Origin of the sequence: Aeromicrobium yanjiei, assembly GCF_009649075.1 — a bacterium.
Taxonomy (GTDB): domain Bacteria; phylum Actinomycetota; class Actinomycetes; order Propionibacteriales; family Nocardioidaceae; genus Aeromicrobium; species Aeromicrobium yanjiei.
Genome location: NZ_CP045737.1, coordinates 3,052,715 through 3,070,660, shown reverse-complemented (window position 1 = coordinate 3,070,660; position 17,946 = coordinate 3,052,715). Strand labels below are relative to the sequence as shown.

General features: G+C 68.4%; 22 protein-coding genes. All 22 read left to right on the top strand.

The features are described 5' to 3' along the window. The first annotated feature begins 6 nt into the window (after positions 1-6). The gene (locus tag GEV26_RS15065) at positions 7-744 is read left to right on the top strand and encodes a GntR family transcriptional regulator (RefSeq protein WP_194839884.1); all 738 of its coding nucleotides are present in this window, start codon (positions 7-9) and stop codon (positions 742-744) included. 39 nt (positions 745-783) lie between these two features. Beyond that, positions 784-2,073 carry a hydroxyacid-oxoacid transhydrogenase gene (locus GEV26_RS15060; RefSeq protein WP_153654363.1) on the top strand — a complete coding sequence of 430 codons (1,290 nt, stop codon included), beginning with the start codon at positions 784-786 and terminating at the stop codon, positions 2,071-2,073. After that, positions 2,070-4,901 carry an FAD-binding and (Fe-S)-binding domain-containing protein gene (locus GEV26_RS15055; RefSeq protein ID WP_153654361.1) on the top strand — a complete coding sequence of 944 codons (2,832 nt, stop codon included), beginning with the start codon at positions 2,070-2,072 and terminating at the stop codon, positions 4,899-4,901. The genes GEV26_RS15060 and GEV26_RS15055 overlap by 4 nt, the downstream gene beginning before the upstream one ends. A 5-nt stretch (positions 4,902-4,906) precedes the next feature. Next, positions 4,907-5,656 carry a maleylpyruvate isomerase family mycothiol-dependent enzyme gene (locus tag GEV26_RS15050; protein ID WP_153654360.1) on the top strand — a complete coding sequence of 250 codons (750 nt, stop codon included), beginning with the start codon at positions 4,907-4,909 and terminating at the stop codon, positions 5,654-5,656. A gap of 223 nt (positions 5,657-5,879) precedes the next feature. Beyond that, positions 5,880-6,254, top strand: a complete 375-nt coding sequence (rpsL, locus tag GEV26_RS15045) for a 30S ribosomal protein S12 (RefSeq protein WP_056606137.1) — start codon at positions 5,880-5,882, stop codon at positions 6,252-6,254. Further along, positions 6,254-6,724 carry a 30S ribosomal protein S7 gene (rpsG, locus tag GEV26_RS15040; protein ID WP_153654359.1) on the top strand — a complete coding sequence of 157 codons (471 nt, stop codon included), beginning with the start codon at positions 6,254-6,256 and terminating at the stop codon, positions 6,722-6,724. Before rpsL ends, rpsG begins: the two co-directional genes overlap by 1 nt. A gap of 68 nt (positions 6,725-6,792) precedes the next feature. Continuing rightward, complete coding sequence (fusA, locus tag GEV26_RS15035) at positions 6,793-8,904, top strand: elongation factor G (protein WP_153654357.1); 2,112 nt, start codon at positions 6,793-6,795, stop codon at positions 8,902-8,904. A gap of 91 nt (positions 8,905-8,995) precedes the next feature. Then, positions 8,996-10,189: an elongation factor Tu gene (tuf, locus tag GEV26_RS15030; protein WP_153654355.1), complete on the top strand. Its 1,194-nt coding sequence runs from the start codon at positions 8,996-8,998 to the stop codon at positions 10,187-10,189. A gap of 128 nt (positions 10,190-10,317) precedes the next feature. Continuing rightward, positions 10,318-11,232: a cation diffusion facilitator family transporter gene (locus GEV26_RS15025; RefSeq protein WP_153654353.1), complete on the top strand. Its 915-nt coding sequence runs from the start codon at positions 10,318-10,320 to the stop codon at positions 11,230-11,232. Positions 11,233-11,548: 316 nt separating this feature from the next. Then, positions 11,549-11,857 carry a 30S ribosomal protein S10 gene (gene rpsJ, locus GEV26_RS15020; RefSeq protein ID WP_007078637.1) on the top strand — a complete coding sequence of 103 codons (309 nt, stop codon included), beginning with the start codon at positions 11,549-11,551 and terminating at the stop codon, positions 11,855-11,857. 16 nt (positions 11,858-11,873) lie between these two features. Next, positions 11,874-12,530 (top strand): 50S ribosomal protein L3, encoded by a 657-nt coding sequence (rplC, locus tag GEV26_RS15015; protein ID WP_153654351.1) that lies wholly within the window; start codon positions 11,874-11,876, stop codon positions 12,528-12,530. Between the two features lie 4 nt (positions 12,531-12,534). Continuing rightward, positions 12,535-13,533, top strand: coding sequence for a 50S ribosomal protein L4, sunset domain variant (gene rplD / locus GEV26_RS18180; RefSeq protein ID WP_153654349.1), 999 nt, complete (start codon positions 12,535-12,537; stop codon positions 13,531-13,533). Continuing rightward, positions 13,530-13,835 (top strand): 50S ribosomal protein L23, encoded by a 306-nt coding sequence (rplW, locus tag GEV26_RS15005; RefSeq protein WP_153654347.1) that lies wholly within the window; start codon positions 13,530-13,532, stop codon positions 13,833-13,835. Before rplD ends, rplW begins: the two co-directional genes overlap by 4 nt. Positions 13,836-13,848: 13 nt before the next feature. Continuing rightward, positions 13,849-14,676 (top strand): 50S ribosomal protein L2, encoded by an 828-nt coding sequence (gene rplB, locus GEV26_RS15000; protein WP_153654345.1) that lies wholly within the window; start codon positions 13,849-13,851, stop codon positions 14,674-14,676. Between the two features lie 17 nt (positions 14,677-14,693). After that, positions 14,694-14,975: a 30S ribosomal protein S19 gene (gene rpsS, locus GEV26_RS14995; protein ID WP_056209436.1), complete on the top strand. Its 282-nt coding sequence runs from the start codon at positions 14,694-14,696 to the stop codon at positions 14,973-14,975. A gap of 20 nt (positions 14,976-14,995) precedes the next feature. Further along, positions 14,996-15,430: a 50S ribosomal protein L22 gene (gene rplV / locus GEV26_RS14990; RefSeq protein ID WP_459562268.1), complete on the top strand. Its 435-nt coding sequence runs from the start codon at positions 14,996-14,998 to the stop codon at positions 15,428-15,430. Then, complete coding sequence (rpsC, locus tag GEV26_RS14985; RefSeq protein WP_153654341.1) at positions 15,430-16,260, top strand: 30S ribosomal protein S3; 831 nt, start codon at positions 15,430-15,432, stop codon at positions 16,258-16,260. The genes rplV and rpsC overlap by 1 nt, the downstream gene beginning before the upstream one ends. After that, positions 16,260-16,679, top strand: coding sequence for a 50S ribosomal protein L16 (gene rplP / locus GEV26_RS14980; RefSeq protein ID WP_153654339.1), 420 nt, complete (start codon positions 16,260-16,262; stop codon positions 16,677-16,679). Before rpsC ends, rplP begins: the two co-directional genes overlap by 1 nt. Continuing rightward, positions 16,679-16,918: a 50S ribosomal protein L29 gene (gene rpmC / locus GEV26_RS14975; RefSeq protein WP_153654337.1), complete on the top strand. Its 240-nt coding sequence runs from the start codon at positions 16,679-16,681 to the stop codon at positions 16,916-16,918. The genes rplP and rpmC overlap by 1 nt, the downstream gene beginning before the upstream one ends. Then, a complete protein-coding gene (gene rpsQ / locus GEV26_RS14970) occupies positions 16,915-17,202 on the top strand; it encodes a 30S ribosomal protein S17 (RefSeq protein WP_153654335.1) in 288 nt (95 codons plus the stop codon). Before rpmC ends, rpsQ begins: the two co-directional genes overlap by 4 nt. 10 nt (positions 17,203-17,212) lie before the next feature. Beyond that, entirely contained in the window at positions 17,213-17,581 is a 369-nt protein-coding gene (gene rplN, locus GEV26_RS14965) for a 50S ribosomal protein L14 (protein WP_056209423.1), read from the top strand. A gap of 1 nt (position 17,582) precedes the next feature. Then, positions 17,583-17,945 (top strand): 50S ribosomal protein L24, encoded by a 363-nt coding sequence (rplX, locus tag GEV26_RS14960; protein ID WP_153654333.1) that lies wholly within the window; start codon positions 17,583-17,585, stop codon positions 17,943-17,945. The last annotated feature ends 1 nt before the right edge of the window (position 17,946 follow it).

Here is a 17,946-nt window from a genome sequence, read left to right as displayed (position 1 = left end):
GGCACCATGGCGCGCGTCTCCACGACCGAGCGGGTCTTCGCCTCGTTGCGCGAGTCGATCGTCGCGGGTGAGTTCCCCGCCGGCTCGTTGCACTCGATCTACCGCCTCGCCGATCTGCTGGAGGTCTCGCGGACCCCGGTCAGGGAGGCGGTGCTGCGGCTCGCCGACATCGGGCTGGTGACGATCGAGCGCAACCGCGGGGTCCGCATCCGCGGGGTCTCGGTCGCGGACGTCCGGGAGGTCTTCGAGCTGCGCCTCATGATCGAGGTCCCGGCGGCCGCCTACGCTGCTGCCCACGCGGACGCCGAGACGGTCGCGACGATCGAGGCGGAGCTGTCGGCGATGCGCGCGTGCGTCGCCCACGACGACGAGGCCGAGTTCACCGCCCACGACCGGCTGCTCCACCACGCGATCGGCGCCGCGACGGGCAACGCCCGCCTTCAGGCCGAGGTCGCGACCCTGCGCGACTCGATCCAGGCCCGGGGCGCGTCGACCATCAGCCGGTCGCGTGACATGGCCGACGTCGCGCAGGAGCACGCGCCGATCGTCGCGGCCATCTCGACCCGCGACCCCGCCGCGGCCGCCGCGCACATGGAGGAGCACCTCGTGCACACCGCCTCACTGCTCATGGAGCAGGTCGCGACGCCGGGGGAGGACGTCGTGGACCTGGACTGGGCGCGGGGGCTGCGGGATCATCTGTACCTGCCCGGCCGGTCCGCTTCCGGGCCCTCCCCGGCGAAGTAGCATGCTAGTGTGGCGCCACGCCAGCCCCGAGGAGCGGACATGTCAGGATTCCAGCCGAGCCATCCCGAGACGGTCTTCACCTACGGGGCGCCCGGTCTCAAGTTCGGCATCGGCGCCCGGCACGAGCTGGCCCACGACCTGACCCAGCTCGAGGCGCGACGCGTGCTCGTCGTGACGGACCCCGGTGTCGCCGCGACCGGCACCCCGGGCGAGATCGCCGAGTCGTTGCGGGCCGCCTCGATCGAGGCGATCGTGTTCGACCGCTCCCGCGTCGAGCCCACCGACGCGAGCCTCGAGGAGGCCATCGCGTTCGGTCGTGCCGAGGGCCCGTTCGACGCGATCGTCGCGGTCGGCGGGGGAAGTGCGATCGACACCGCCAAGGCGGTCAATCTCCTGACGACCAACGACGGCGAGCTGATGGACTACGTCAACGCGCCGGTCGGTCGCGCCCGCGCGCCGAAAAATCCGCTGCTGCCGCTCATCGCGGTGCCGACCACGACCGGCACCGGGAGTGAGAGCACGACGATCTGCGTGCTGGACGTCGTGAGCCAGCACGTCAAGACCGGCATCTCGCACGCCCGGCTCCGTCCCGCGTTCGCGGTCGTGGACCCCGAGCTCACCCTCACGCAGCCGGCCGGCGTCACGGCGGCGTCGGGACTGGACATCCTGTGCCACGCGCTCGAGAGCTACACCGCTCGTCCGTTCGCGTCGTACGAGCACAAGCAGGCCCACGAGCGCGTCCCCTACTGCGGGTCCAACCCCATCGCGGACATGTGGTCCGAGAAGGCGCTGAGCCTCATGGCCGGATCGTTCCGCACCGCGGTGCACCGCGGCGACGACCTCGCCGCACGCACCGAGGTCGCGATGGCCGCGACCTTCGCGGGCCTCGGCTTCGGCAATGCGGGCGTCCACATCCCGCACGCCAATGCGTATCCCATCGCGGGGCAGGTCCGCGAGTTCCGGCCCGAGGGCTACGACGCGGACCACGCGATGGTCCCGCACGGCATGGCCGTCTCGCTGACCGCGCCCGCCGCGTTCCGGCACACGTTCCAGGCGGCGCCCGAGCGTCACATCCGTGCCGCCGAGCTGCTCGATCCCACCGCCGAGCGTCCGGACGACCCTGCGGAGTTCCTGCCGCAGGTGCTGGCCTCGATCATGCGCGACGTGGGCATCCCGTCGGGCATCGGCGCGGTCGGCTTCGACGAGGGGGACGTCCCCTCGCTCGTCGAGGGGACGATGAAGCAGCAGCGCCTGCTCGCCACGGCCCCCCTGGAGGTCACCGAGGACGCGGTCGCCTCGATCCTCGAGCAGTCGCTGGAGATCTGGTGACGATCACGGACACGAGGACGACCGACGTCGTCGCCGAGCTGCGGCGCCTCGGCGTCGCGGAGGTCGACGACTCCACCCTCACCCGGGCGCTCTACAGCACCGACGCCTCGCTCTATCGCGTCGTCCCGCAGGTCGTGGTTCGCCCACGAAGCACCGAGGAGGTGCTGGCGACCGTCGCCGCGTGCCGCACGACCGGGGTGCCGCTGACGTCGCGCGGGGCCGGCACCTCGATCGCCGGCAACGCGGTCGGGCCCGGCGTCGTCATCGACTTCACCCGCCACCTCAACCGGGTCCTGGACATCGACGTCGACGCCCGCACCGCGCGGGTCGAGCCGGGCACCGTCCACGCGGTGCTGCAGAAGGCCGCGACGCCGCTCGGCCTGCGGTTCGGCCCGGACCCGTCGACGCACACCCGCTGCACGGTCGGCGGCATGATCGGCAACAACGCGTGCGGCTCGCGCGCGCTCGCGTACGGCCGCACCGCCGACAACGTCATCGGCATGGACGTCGTGACGATGCGGGGCGAGGAGCTCGTCCTCGGGCCGGGGGCGAGCACGCCGTCGTCCACGCTGGACGATCTGCGGTCCCTCGTCGGGGCGAACCTGTCCACCGTCCGCACCGAGCTCGGCCGCTTCGGACGCCAGGTCTCGGGCTACAGCCTCGAGCACCTGCTGCCCGAGAACGGCTTCGACGTCGCGACGTTCATGGCCGGCACCGAGGGGACGCTGGCCACGATGACGTCCACCACGGTGCGGCTGGTCCAGGACCCGTCGTACCGTCAGGTTCTGGTGCTCGGCTACGCCTCGATGGCCGAGGCCGCCGACGACGTCCCGGCGCTGCTGCCGTTCGGGCCGACCGCGTGCGAGGGCCTCGACTCGCGGATCGTGGACGTCTACCGCACCCATCGGGGGAGCGTCCCCGACCTGCCCCGCGGCGGGGGCTGGCTCTTCGTGGAGATCTCCGGCGAGATCCCGGCCGAGATCGCCGACACCGTCGCGAGAGCCGCCCGCGCCGCGTCGGCCCTCGACCACCGTGTCGTGACGGACGCCGGCGAGCAGGCCGTGCTGTGGCGCATCCGCGAGGAGGGCGCCGGCCTGGCGACCCGCACCCTGCCGGGCAAGGCCCTGTCGGGCTGGGAGGACGCGGCAGTCCCGCCGGAGAAGCTCGGGCGCTACCTGCGCGAGCTCGACGCCCTGCTGCGCGAGAACGACCTCGACGGGGTGCCCTACGGCCACTTCGGCGACGGCTGCGTGCACATCCGCATCGACTTCCCCCTCGACGCCGAGGGCGGGCACCAGGTGTTCCGCCGCTTCCTGACCGACGCCGCGACCCAGGTGGCGAGCCTCGGCGGCTCGCTGTCGGGGGAGCACGGCGACGGCCGGGCCCGCTCCGAGCTGCTGCCGCTCATGTACTCCGCCGACGCGATCTCGCTCTTCGAGCAGGTCAAGGGAGTCCTGGATCCCGACGACCTGCTCAATCCCGGGGTGCTCGTGCGACCCGCTCCCGTGGACGCCGACCTGCGAGGTCCTGAGTCGATCCGCTCACCCGGGCGCGAGCAGCTGTCGCGGCGTCTCGGCCTGCGGCTGCTCCACGACGACGGCGATCTCGGCAAGGCCGTCCACCGCTGCACCGGCGTGGGCAAGTGCATCGCGGACAACCAGGGCTCCAACGGGGTCATGTGCCCGTCGTTCCAGGCCACCCGCGAGGAGAAGGACTCGACGAGGGGGCGGGCCCGCGTCCTGCAGGAGATGATCGACGGCCGTCTCGTCACCGGCGGCTTCCGCGCCCCTGAGGTGCACGAGGCCCTCGACCTCTGCCTGGCCTGCAAGGGCTGCCTCAACGACTGCCCGACCGGCACCGACATGGCCTCCTACAAGTCCGAGGTCCTGCACCAGTCGTACAAGGGCCGGGTGAGGCCTCGCAGCCACTACGTCCTCGGCCGGCTCCCGTTCTGGGCGCGGGTCACGTCCCCCGTCGCGCGGCTGGCCAATCTCGGGCTCCGCACCCCGGGGCTGCGGTCGATCGCCCGTTGGGTGGCCGGGGTCGACCAGCGCCGCAGCCTGCCCGCGTTCGCGACGCGGCGATTCTCCCGCGCAGCCCGGCCGCAGCTGCGGGGCGACCGGTCGAAGGTCGTCATCTGGGCGGACTCGTTCACGGAGTACTTCTCGACCGACGGGGGACAGGCCGCGCTGCGCGTGCTGGACGGCGCCGGTTACGACGTCGAGGTGCTGAGCCGACCCCAGTGCTGCGGGCTGACCTGGATCACGACGGGGCAGCTCGACACCGCCCGGACGATGATCGAACGGGCGATCGACCAGCTGCACCCCTACGTCACGGCCGGGGTGCCCGTGGTCGGCCTGGAGCCGTCGTGCCTCGCGGTCCTGCGCTCGGACGCCGTCGAGCTCGTCGACGACCCGCGTGCGGTCGACGTCGCCGCGGGCGTGTTCACACTGTCGGAGCTGCTGCAGCGCACCGAGGGGTGGACGCCTCCGGACCTCACGGGGACGACCCTCGTCGTGCAGCCGCACTGCCACCAGGCGTCAGTGCTCGGCTTCGAGGCCGATCTCGCGATCATGACCGCGACCGGCGCGACGATCGACCGGCTCTCGGGGTGCTGCGGGCTGGCCGGCAACTTCGGGGTCGAGAAGGGGCACTACGAGGTGTCGGTGGCCGTCGCCGAGCAGCAACTCATGCCGGCGATCCGGAACGCCCCCACGGGGGCGGTCGTCGTCGCGGACGGCTTCTCGTGCCGCACCCAGCTCGACGACCTCGCGGCGGTGCAGGCCGTCCACCTGGCCCAGCTCCTCGACCCGGCCGAGAACGGCTGAGTGAGATGACGCAGCGCCCCGGCGGGCAGATCGACGTCTTCGGCGAGCTGGGCGCTGCGACGTCCCGATTCGCCGATCTCGTCGGTCAGGCCACCGGCGACGAGGCGGTCCCGGCTTGTGAGGGATGGACCGTGCGCGACCTGGCCGTGCACCTCGGGGCGATCCACCGCTGGGCTGCCGCCATCGTGATCGGCGGTCAGCGGGTGCCCGAGCCCACGCCGTTGATCGCCGGGCCGATCGGCTCCTGGTACGCCGGCACCGCGGAGGCCCTCCTCGCCGTGCTGCGGGCGGTCAGCCCCGACGAGATCGTCCCCAACTTCTCCCGCATCGACGAGACCGCTGCCTTCTGGCCGCGCCGCCAGCTGCACGAGACGACCGTCCACGTGGTCGACCTCCAGCAGGCCCTCGGCCACGGGGCCGGGCAGTGGGCGGTCCCGGCGCAGATCGCAGCCGACGGCATCGACGAGGTGCTCAGGATCTTCTTCCCCCGTCTGACCGCCGGCGGACGTGGGCCGGACGTCCGCTCGCGCATCAGGTTCGTCGCCGCGGACCTCGATCGTTCCTGGATCATCGCGCCCGGCGAGGGGGAGTCCGACCCGCCGGTGCAGATGCCCCCGACCGCCGAGGCCGACGCCGTCGTGACCGGCTCGGCGTCCGATCTGTACCTCGCGCTGTGGCACCGTGTGCCCCCGGAATCCCTGCAATTCCAGGGAGATGACGGGCTCGCCCTGCTGGCAGGCCGCACGACACCCTGACTCCCGACGGACAGCCGTGCCGTGCACGCGCCACGCCTGCGCCGCGCGGGTGATCCGCCCCGCAGACGGTGGTCGACGATGATTTGGACTGTGCCGCGGGGACCGGTAGTATTAGGAGCCGTGCCTGAACTCCTCAGGCCGTTGCGCACATCCCGCCAGAGGTTTGGGGCGGTGAGCGCATCACGACTCATGGCTCGCGCCAGCCAGAAGAAGGAAGTTTGTAGTGCCCACGATCAACCAGCTGGTCCGCAAGGGCCGCCAGCGCAAGGTCGTCAAGACGACGACCCCCGCGCTCAAGGGTTCACCTCAGCGTCGCGGTGTCTGCACCCGCGTCTACACGACCACCCCGAAGAAGCCGAACTCGGCGCTTCGCAAGGTCGCTCGTGTGAAGCTCTCCAGTGGTACCGAGGTCACTGCATACATTCCCGGCGAGGGCCACAACCTGCAGGAGCACTCGATCGTGCTCGTGCGTGGCGGTCGAGTCAAGGATCTGCCCGGTGTCCGTTACAAGATCATCCGCGGCGCACTCGACACGCAGGCAGTCAAGGGCCGCAAGCAGGCTCGCAGCCTGTACGGCGCCAAGAAGGAGAAGAAGTAATGCCTCGTAAGGGTCCCGCCCCGAAGCGCGTCGTCGAGACTGATCCGGTCTACGGAAGCCAGCTCGTCACTTCACTCATCAACAAGGTCCTGGTCGACGGCAAGAAGCAGGTCGCCCAGCGCATCGTCTACGCCGCCCTCGAGGGCACGCGTGAGAAGTCGGGCACCGACCCGGTCATCACGCTCAAGCGCGCGCTCGACAACGTCAAGCCCGCGATCGAGGTCAAGAGCCGCCGCGTCGGTGGCGCGACCTACCAGGTCCCGATCGAGGTCCGCGCCGTTCGCCAGAACACGCTGGCCCTGCGCTGGCTCGTGAGCTACGCCGGCGCCCGTCGTGAGAAGACCATGGCCGAGCGCCTCCAGAACGAGCTGCTCGACGCCAGCAACGGCCTCGGCGGCGCGGTCAAGAAGCGTGAGGACACGCACAAGATGGCTGAAGCCAACAAGGCGTTCGCTCACTACCGCTGGTAACCAAGCACCACCACCACTCCTCGCCGTGATCCGGCGGGGGTCCCGCATCAAAGGAAGCGATCACACTCGTGGCAACCGACATCACCACCGACCTCAGCAGGGTCCGCAACATCGGCATCATGGCGCACATCGATGCCGGCAAGACCACGACGACCGAACGCATCCTCTTCTACACCGGTATCACGTACAAGATCGGTGAGGTCCACGACGGCGGCGCCACGATGGACTGGATGGAGCAGGAGCAGGAGCGCGGCATCACGATCACGTCTGCCGCGACGACCTGCTGGTGGAAAGACAACCAGATCAACATCATCGACACCCCCGGGCACGTCGACTTCACCGTCGAGGTCGAGCGCAACCTGCGCGTCCTCGACGGTGCGGTCGCCGTGTTCGACGGTGTCGCCGGCGTGGAGCCGCAGTCCGAGACGGTCTGGCGCCAGGCCGACAAGTACGGCGTCCCGCGCATGTGCTTCGTCAACAAGCTCGACCGCACCGGCGCCAGCTTCGACTTCTGCGTCAAGACGATCCGTGAGCGCCTCGGCGCGACGGCCCTGGTCCTGCAGGTCCCGATCGGCGCCGAGAGCGACTTCATCGGAGTCGTCGACCTGGTCGGCAACCGCGCCCTGGTGTGGCGCGGTGAGACCCAGATGGGTGAGGACTACACGGTCGAGGAGATCCCGGCCGACCTGGTCGACGTCGCCGCCGCTGCGCGCAACGACATGATCGAGACCCTGGCCGACAACGACGACGAGTTCGCCGAGGCCTACCTCGACGGCGCCGAGATCACCCCCGAGCTGCTGAAGCCGGCCATCCGTCGCGCGACGCTGGCCGCCAAGCTCAACCCGGTGCTGTGCGGCACCGCGTTCAAGAACAAGGGCATCCAGCCCCTGCTCGACGCGGTCATCGACTTCCTGCCCAACCCGCTGGACGTCGGCGCCGTCACCGGCACCGACCCGCGTGACGAGACGGTCACCGACACCCGCGAGCCCAAGGAGAGCGAGCCCTTCGCGGCCCTGGCGTTCAAGATCGCGTCCGACCCGCACCTGGGCAAGCTGACCTACCTGCGCGTCTACTCCGGTCGCCTCGAGTCCGGCTCCACGGTCATCAACGTGACCAAGGGCCGCAAGGAGCGCATCGGCAAGATCTACCAGATGCACGCCAACAAGCGTGCCGAGATCGCGTCGGTCGGCGCCGGTCAGATCGTCGCCGTCATGGGTCTGAAGGACACCACGACCGGCGAGACCCTGGCCGACCCGCAGAAGCAGATCGTCCTGGAGTCCATGACGTTCCCCGCGCCGGTCATCCAGGTCGCGATCGAGCCCAAGACCAAGAGCGACCAGGAGAAGCTCGGCACGGCCATCCAGCGCCTCGCCGAGGAGGACCCGACGTTCCAGGTCCACACCGACGAGGAGACGGGTCAGACCATCATCGCCGGCATGGGCGAGCTGCACCTCGACATCCTCGTGGACCGCATGAAGCGCGAGTTCAACGTCGAGGCCAACGTCGGCAAGCCGCAGGTCGCGTACCGCGAGACCATCAAGCGCAAGGTCGAGAACGTCAGCTACACCCACAAGAAGCAGACGGGTGGCTCCGGCCAGTTCGCCAAGGTCATCATCTCGATCGAGCCCACGGGCCCGATCGCCGGTGGCGAGGGTGGCTACGAGTTCGACAACGCTGTCACGGGTGGACGCGTTCCCCGTGAGTACATTCCCTCCGTCGACCAGGGTGCGCAGGACGCCATGCAGTTCGGTGTCCTCGCCGGCTACCAGATGGTCGACGTCAAGGTCACCCTGGAGGACGGCGCGTACCACGACGTCGACTCCTCGGAGCTCGCCTTCAAGCTCGCCGGTTCCATGGCGTTCAAGGAAGCAGCTCGCAAGGCCGATCCGGTGATCCTCGAGCCCGTGTTCGCGGTCGAGGTCACCACGCCCGAGGACTACATGGGCGACGTGATCGGCGACCTCAACTCTCGCCGTGGCCAAGTCCAGGCCATGGAGGAGGGCATGGGCGGCGTCAAGATCATCAAGGCGATCGTTCCCCTGTCCGAGATGTTCGGGTACGTCGGCGACCTGAGGTCCAAGACCTCGGGCCGTGCGTCATACTCGATGCAGTTCGACTCCTACGCGGAGGTTCCCAAGAACGTCGCGGAAGAGATCATCAAAAAGGCCCGCGGCGAGTAACAGCGGTCCATCTCATAAGATGGCCTGAGGGACTCGTGCCGCGAGTATCCGACGGCGTTCAACAGCAACCAATTCGAAGAAGGAGCCCCACGTGGCTAAGGCGAAGTTCGAGCGGACCAAGCCGCACATGAACATCGGCACCATCGGTCACATCGACCACGGTAAGACGACTCTTACCGCGGCGATCACCAAGGTGCTGCACGACAAGTACCCCGACCTGAACGAGGCCTCGGCCTTCGACCAGATCGACAAGGCGCCGGAAGAGAAGCAGCGCGGAATCACGATCTCCATCTCGCACGTCGAGTACCAGACCGAGAACCGCCACTACGCGCACGTCGACTGCCCGGGTCACGCGGACTATGTCAAGAACATGATCACGGGTGCGGCTCAGATGGATGGCGCGATCCTCGTGGTCGCCGCCACCGACGGCCCCATGCCCCAGACGCGCGAGCACGTGCTGCTCGCTCGCCAGGTCGGCGTGCCCGCGATGGTTGTCGCGCTCAACAAGTGCGACATGGTCGATGACGAAGAGATCCTGGAGCTCGTCGAGCTCGAGGTCCGTGAGCTCCTGAGCGATCAGGAGTTCGACGGTGACAACGTCCCCGTCGTCCAGGTCGCCGCTCACCCGGCGCTCCAGGGCGATGCCAAGTGGGGCGAGTCGATCCTCGAGCTCATGCAGGCTGTCGACGACTACATCCCGATGCCCCCGCGTGAGACGGACAAGCCGTTCCTCATGCCCGTCGAGGACGTCTTCACGATCACCGGTCGTGGAACCGTCATCACCGGTCGTATCGAGCGCGGTGTCATCAAGGTCAACGAGACCGTCGACATCGTCGGCATCCGCGACACGAAGCAGACCACCACGGTCACCGGCATCGAGATGTTCCGCAAGCTGCTCGACGAGGGTCAGGCCGGCGAGAACGTCGGACTGCTGCTTCGCGGCACCAAGCGCGAAGACGTCGAGCGCGGCATGGTCATCATCGCGCCCGGTTCCACGACTCCCCACACGGAGTTCGAGGGCCAGGTCTACATCCTGTCGAAGGAGGAGGGCGGCCGTCACACGCCGTTCTTCAACAACTACCGTCCGCAGTTCTACTTCCGCACCACGGACGTCACCGGCGTCGTCACGCTGCCCGAGGGCACCGAGATGGTCATGCCCGGCGACAACACCGAGATGAGCGTTCAGCTGATCCAGCCGATCGCCATGGAAGAGGGCCTGCGCTTCGCCATCCGCGAGGGTGGCCGCACGGTCGGCGCAGGTCGCGTCACGAAGATCAACAAGTGAGCTAGCACCACCTGCTCTCTGCAAGGGCCCCGTCCAGCTTCGGCTGGGCGGGGCCCTTCGCGTCGGTGCACGTGCTCGCTGCGGGACACGGGGTCGTGGTTCGCCCCAGCACCGCCTAGCCTTGGAGCATGGGACACGATCACGCGCACGGCACGGGCGTGCAGCACCGGGGACGCCTCGCGGCGGTCCTCGGCCTGTCGCTGCTCGTGCTGGTCGTCGAGGCCGTCGTCGCGCTGATGACCGGCAGCCTGGCGCTGCTCGCGGACGCGGGCCACGTGCTGGGCGACTCGTTCGGCATCGTCATGGCGCTGGCCGCGATCACGGTCGCGCAGCGCGGGGGAGGGCCGGGCTCGCGCCGGTCGTTCGGCTACCAACGCACCGAGATCCTGGCGGCCGGGCTCAACGGACTGATCCTGGTCGGGCTGTCGGTGTGGGTCGCGGTGAGCGCGGTGCGCCGCTTCGGTGACGCCCCCGAGCTCGACGGCGGGCTGATCCTCCTGGCCGGCGGCCTGGGCCTCGCGGCCAATGTCGCCGGTCTGCTCCTGCTGCGCAGCGGCTCGGAGAGCAATCTCAACGTCCGTGGCGCGTACCTCGAGGTCGTGGGCGATGCGCTCGGCTCGGTTGCGGTGCTGGCGTCCGCGAGCGTGATCCTGCTCACCGACTGGTACGCCGCCGACGCGATCGCGTCCCTCGTGATCGCCGCGATGATCCTGCCCCGCGCGATCTCCCTGCTGAAGGACGTCGTCGAGGTGCTGCTGGAGTCGACGCCCGAGGGCGTGGACCTGGTCGAGCTGCGCGAGCACATCGTCGGCACCGAGGGCGTCAAGGACGTCCATGACCTGCACGTGTGGACGATCACCTCGGGGATGCCGGTGATGAGCGCCCACGTCGTGGTCGACGAGGGCATCACCGGGATGGACGAGGCGCACGCGGTCCTCGACCGCCTGCGGGGGTGTCTCGCAAGCCACTTCGACGTCGAGCACTCGACCTTCCAGATTGAGCCCGCGGGGCATCAGGACTCCGAGCGGCACGTCCATCACTGAGCACACCGCGTCGCGGGCAGGCCTCGATTTGTCTTTCCCTGCACGGGTCTGTCAGAATAGTTCGGTTGCTCCGGCTCGATCGCTGGGGCGCTGACGTCCGGCATCTCACGCCGAACACATGAGGTCAGTGCCGAAACTGAGATCGAGCTCGTCCCGCTGCGGCGGGTCCAACCACCTAACTCGACAAGTGTGTGACGTCTGTGCCCGAGTGGCCGCGACACGCCCGACCTCGGGGGTCGGCGGGAGGGAGGAGCCTTTCTTCCCCCAACCGGGGGCGAGACTGCGAAGCGAACGAACGTAAAGGACAAGCGAGAGCATGGCGGGACAAAAAATCCGTATCCGGCTCAAGGCCTACGACCACGAGGTCATTGACACGTCGGCACGCAAGATCGTCGACACGGTGACGCGCACGGGCGCCAAGGTCGCAGGACCGGTGCCGTTGCCCACCGAGAAGAACGTTTTCTGCGTGATCCGTTCGCCGCACAAGTACAAGGACAGCCGCGAGCACTTCGAGATGCGCACCCACAAGCGCCTCATCGACATCATTGACCCGACGCCGAAGACAGTCGACTCGCTCATGCGCCTCGACCTGCCTGCCGGCGTCGACATCGAGATCAAGCTCTGAGGGGAGTCAGCGACCAATGAGCGACACCAGCACAGCCACCACGCGCGGCCTCCTCGGCCGCAAGCTCGGCATGACCCAGGTCTGGGATGCCGACAACAAGATCGTTCCCGTCACCGTCATCGCGGCCGACACCAACGTCGTCACGCAGATCCGCACGCGTGAGACCGACGGCTACTCCGCCGTCCAGGTCGGCTTCGGCGAGATCGACGGCCGCAAGGTCAACAAGCCGGTCTCCGGTCACTTCGCGAAGGCCGGCGTCACGCCCCGTCGCCACGTGGTCGAGATCCGCACCGAGGCCATCGCCGACTTCACGCTGGGCCAGGAGATCTCCCCGGAGATCTTCGCCGCCGGGGACGTCGTCGACGTCACCGCGACCAGCAAGGGCAAGGGCTTCGCCGGCGTCATGAAGCGTCACGGCTTCTCCGGCGTGGGCGCCTCGCACGGCGCGCACCGCAACCACCGCAAGCCCGGCTCGATCGGTGGCTGCGCCACCCCGGGTCGTGTCTTCAAGGGTCTGCGCATGGCCGGCCACATGGGTGCCGAGCAGGTCACCACCCAGAACCTCAAGGTCCACGCGGTCGACATCGACAAGGGCGTCATCCTCATCAAGGGCGCCGTTCCCGGCCCCAAGGGTGCTCTCGTCGTCATCCGCTCTGCAGTGAAGGGAGCCTGACGTCATGGCACTCGATCTTCCCAAGGGCAGCATTGATGCCCAGCTGCCCGTCGACATCTTCGACGTCCAGACCAACATCCCGCTGATCCACCAGGTCGTCGTCGCGCAGCTCGCTGCGGCACGCCAGGGCACGCACAGCACCAAGACGCGCGGGGAGGTGTCCGGCGGTGGCAAGAAGCCCTACCGCCAGAAGGGCACCGGCCGTGCTCGTCAGGGCTCGATCCGTGCACCCCAGTACAACGGTGGTGGAACGGTCCACGGCCCGACGCCGCGTTCGTACGACCAGCGCACGCCCAAGAAGATGAAGGCTGCCGCTCTGCGTGGTGCCCTGTCGGACCGGGCCCGCACAGGTCGTCTGCACGTCGTCGAGAGCATCGTGGGAGGCGACGCGCCGTCCACGAAGGCTGCGATCGCCACGCTGCGCGGCCTCACGCCTCGCCCCCGCGTGCTGATCGTCGTCGACCGTGACGACACGCTCACGGCGCTCAGCCTGCGCAACGTCGACAACACGGTCATCCTGACCTTCGACCAGCTCAACACGTACGACGTGCTGAAGGCCGATGACCTGGTCTTCACGCAGAGCGCGTTCGACGCGTTCGTGGCGGCCCGCTCGGCCGAGGGCAGCGACACCATCGCCCTCAGCGAGCTGGCCACCGAGGTCTCCAGCAAGGACGCCGCCCCGGCGCCCAAGAAGGCGACCGCCAAGAAGGCGCCGGCCAAGAAGGCTGCTGCTGCGGCACCCGCCGACGAGGCCCCGGCTGCTGACGCGGCCGAGGGCAGCACCGTCCCGGCCAACGCCACGGCGACCCAGCCCTACGGCCCGGGCTCGAAGGCCCCCCTGAAGAGCGGCAACGCTCCCAAGGGCCACGAGGTCAAGGGCGCCGAGGGTCACTTCCACACGGCCGATGACGCGGGCTACGACGACGTCGAGGCCGAGGTCTGGTTCGACTCGGCCGAGACGGCTGAGGCTGCCGGCTTCACCAAGGCAGGAGACGACAAGTGAGCACGATCCACAAGGACCACCGCGACGTTCTGATCGCGCCGGTCGTCAGCGAGAAGAGCTACGGCCTGCTCGACGACAACAAGTACACGTTCGTGGTGCACCCCGATGCCAACAAGACGGAGATCAAGATCGCCGTCGAGAAGATCTTCGGCGTCAAGGTCACCGCGGTCAACACGCTCAACCGCAAGGGCAAGACGCGTCGTACGCGCTCGGGGCTCGGCAAGCGCAAGGACACGAAGCGCGCAATCGTCAGTGTCGCCGCCGGCCAGAGCATCGACATCTTCTCGAGCCCGAGCAACTGAGGACTGAGGACTAATGGCTATTCGCAAGTACAAGCCGACAACGCCGGGCCGTCGTGGCTCGAGCGTCGCCGACTTCGCCGAGATCACCCGCACGACGCCGGAGAAGTCCCTGGTGGAGCCGCTGCCCAAGAAGGGTGGCCGCAACAACCAGGGCCGGATCACGACGCGTCACCAGGGCGGTGGACACAAGCGTGCCTACCGCATCATCGACTTCCGTCGCTACGACAAGGACGGCGTCCCCGCGAAGGTCGCTCACATCGAGTACGACCCCAACCGCACGGCGCGCATCGCGCTCCTGCACTACGCGGACGGCGAGAAGCGCTACATCATCGCGCCTGACGGCATCGCCCAGGGCCAGGCCATCGAGTCCGGCGCTGCTGCGGACATCAAGGTCGGCAACAACCTGCCGCTGCGCAACATCCCCGTCGGCACGCAGATCCACGCCGTGGAGCTGCGCCCCGGTGGCGGCGCCAAGATGGGCCGTTCGGCCGGTGTGCGCGTGCAGCTCGTCGCCAAGGAGGGCAACAAGGCTCAGCTGCGTCTGCCCTCGGGCGAGATGCGCTACGTCGACGTCCGCTGCCGCGCCACGATCGGCGAGGTCGGCAACGCCGAGCAGTCCAACATCAACTGGGGCAAGGCAGGCCGCAACCGCTGGAAGGGCAAGCGCCCGACCGTCCGTGGTGTCGCCATGAACCCGGTCGACCACCCGCACGGCGGTGGTGAGGGCAAGACGTCCGGTGGACGTCACCCGGTCTCCCCGTGGGGCAAGCCGGAAGGCCGTACGCGCAAGCGCAAGGCCAGCGACTCCCAGATCGTCCGCCGCCGCAAGTCCGGCCGCTGAGAAGGATTGGTTTACAGATGCCACGTAGTTTGAAGAAGGGCCCGTTCGTCGACGGGCACCTCGAGAAGAAGGTCGACGCGCAGAACGCCGCCGACACCCACACCGTGATCAAGACCTGGTCGCGCCGCTCGATGATCCTGCCGTCCTTCATCGGACACACGATCGCCGTGCACGACGGCCGCAAGCACGTGCCCGTGTTCATCACGGACTCGATGGTGGGTCACAAGCTGGGCGAGTTCGCCCCGACCCGCACGTTCCGCGGACACGAGAAGGATGACCGGAAGGCGAAGAGGCGATGAGTGCAGCTACCCGTGACAGCGTGAGCGCACGGCGCGAGCGGCTCCTGGGCGACGAGCCCGGTGCGTTCGCCGTGGCTCGCTTCGTGCGCGTCACTGCGCAGAAGTCGCGCCGCATCGGCGACCTGATCCGCGGCGAGTCCGTGGACAACGCCCTGGCCACCCTGCAGTTCGCGCCGCAGGCCGTCGCCGAGGTGTTCTACAAGCTCGTCGAGAGCGCCGCTGCGAACGCCGCGACCACCGAGGGGCTCGACCGCTCCTCGCTGATCATCACCACGGTCCTCGTCGACGAGGGCCCGACGATGAAGCGCTGGCGTCCCCGCGCCAAGGGTGCGGCCAACCGCATCCTCAAGCGCAGCAGCCACCTGACCGTGGTCGTCCAGCCGGCCGACTTCGTCGAGGGCAAGCGCCTCGCCGCGGCCACCAAAAACTCCAAGAAGAAGGGCGGGAACCGATAGTGGGACAGAAGATCAACCCGCACGGGTTCCGACTGGGCATCTCGACGGATCACAAGAGCCGTTGGTACGCCGACAAGCTCTACAAGAGCTACGTCGGAGAAGACGTGCAGATCCGTCGGATGCTCACCAAGGGCATGGACCGCGCCGGCATCAGCCGTGTCGAGATCGAGCGCACGCGTGACCGCGTCCGCGTCGACATCCACACCGCTCGCCCCGGCATCGTCATCGGCCGCCGTGGCGCCGAGGCCGACCGCATCCGCGGCGACCTCGAGAAGCTCACGGGCAAGCAGGTGCAGCTGAACATCCTCGAGGTCAAGAACCCCGAGATGGACGCGCAGCTGGTCGCCCAGGGCGTCGCCGAGCAGCTCTCGGGCCGCGTGCAGTTCCGTCGCGCGATGCGCAAGGCGATGCAGTCGACCATGCGCTCGGGCGCCAAGGGCATCCGTATCCAGTGCTCGGGCCGCCTCGGTGGCGCCGAGATGTCGCGCTCGGAGTTCTACCGCGAGGGCCGCGTGCCCCTGCACACGCTCCGTGCTGACGTCGACTACGGCTTCTACGAGGCCAAGACGACCTTCGGCCGCATCGGCGTGAAGGTCTGGATCTACAAGGGCGAGGTCGCGGGTACCCGCGCCGAGCGCGAGGCAGAAGCTGCCAAGCGTGCCGCCGCCCCCGGCAGCAACCGTCGTCCCGCCCGTGGCGGAGCCGCTGGTGGCGCGCGTCGTCCCGAGCGTCCCGCCCGCGACGAGGCCGCTCCGGCGACCGACGCTGCCGCTTCGACCCAGGCGCCGGCCGAGGCCGTCGCCGCTACTCCTGCAGGGGAGGGTTCCTGATGTTGATGCCCCGTAGGGTCAAGTACCGCAAGCAGCACCACCCCGACCGTCGCGGCGCCGCCAAGGGCGGCACCGAGCTGGCGTTCGGCGACTACGGCATCCAGTGCGTGACCGCCGCCTACGTGACGAACCGTCAGATCGAGTCCGCTCGTATCGCCATGACGCGTCACATCAAGCGTGGCGGCAAGGTGTGGATCAACATCTACCCCGATCGCCCGCTGACCAAGAAGCCCGCCGAGACCCGCATGGGTTCCGGCAAGGGATCGCCCGAGTGGTGGGTCGCCAACGTCAAGCCCGGACGCGTCATGTTCGAGCTGTCCGGTGTCGACGAGAAGACGGCTCGCGAGGCCATGCGCCGCGCGATCCACAAGCTTCCCATGAAGGCCCGTTTCATCACCCGAGAGACAGGTGAGCTGTGATGGCAGCCGTGACCACCGCCGCGGAGCTCCGCGCCGTGAGCGTCGAGGACCTGGCCGAGAAGCTGGCCGAGGCCAAGGAAGAGCTGTTCAACCTGCGCTTCCAGAACGCGACCGGACAGCTCGACAACACCGCCCGACTTCGGGCCGTGCGCAAGGACATCGCCCGGATCTACACCGTGATGCGCGAGCGCGAGCTCGGCATCGTCGAGACCTCCTCCGACGAGGTGTCGCAGGCATGACCGACAAGAATCAGAAGGACGAGGCAGTGACCGAACGCACCGCTCGCAAGACCCGCGAGGGTCTTGTCGTCAGCGACAAGATGGACAAGACCGTCGTGGTCGATGTCGAGGACCGCGTCAAGCACGCGCTCTACGGCAAGGTCCTGCGTCGCAACATCAAGCTCAAGGCTCACGACGAGTCCAACGCTGCCGGCGTCGGCGACCGGGTCCTCATCATGGAGACCCGTCCGCTCTCGGCGACCAAGCGTTGGCGCATCGTCGAGATCCTCGAGAAGGCCAAGTAGGAGACGACAGATGATTCAGCAGGAGTCTCGACTCAAGGTCGCCGACAACACCGGTGCAAAGGAAATCCTCTGCATCCGTGTCCTCGGCGGATCTGGCCGGCGTTATGCAGGCATCGGCGACACGATCGTCGCCACTGTCAAGGACGCGATCCCCGGCGGAAACGTCAAGAAGGGTGACGTCGTCAAGGCTGTCGTCGTGCGCACCGTCAAGGAGCGCCGTCGTCCCGATGGCTCGTACATCAAGTTCGACGAGAACGCAGCCGTCATCCTCAAGGCGGACGGAGATCCGCGTGGAACGCGCATCTTCGGCCCCGTCGGCCGTGAGCTTCGCGACAAGAAGTTCATGCGCATCATCTCTCTCGCACCGGAGGTGCTCTGACATGGCCCGCAAAGGCAACGTCAGCATTCGCAAGGGTGACCAGGTCAAGGTCATCGCTGGCAAGGACAAGGGCGTCACGGGCGCGGTCATCGAAGTGATCGCCGAGCACGACCGTGTCGTCGTCGAAGGCGTCAACCGCATCAAGCGTCACACCAAGCCGACCCAGGCCGGTGGCGCAGGATCCGGTGGCATCATCACCAGCGAAGCCCCCATCCACATCTCGAACGTCATGCTGCTCGCCGACAAGGAGCCGACCCGTGTCGGCTACCGTCGCGACGACGTCACCAAGACGCGTCCCGACGGATCCACGTACGGCGCACAGCGCAGCGTCCGCATCGCCAAGAAGACCGGAAAGGAGATCTGAG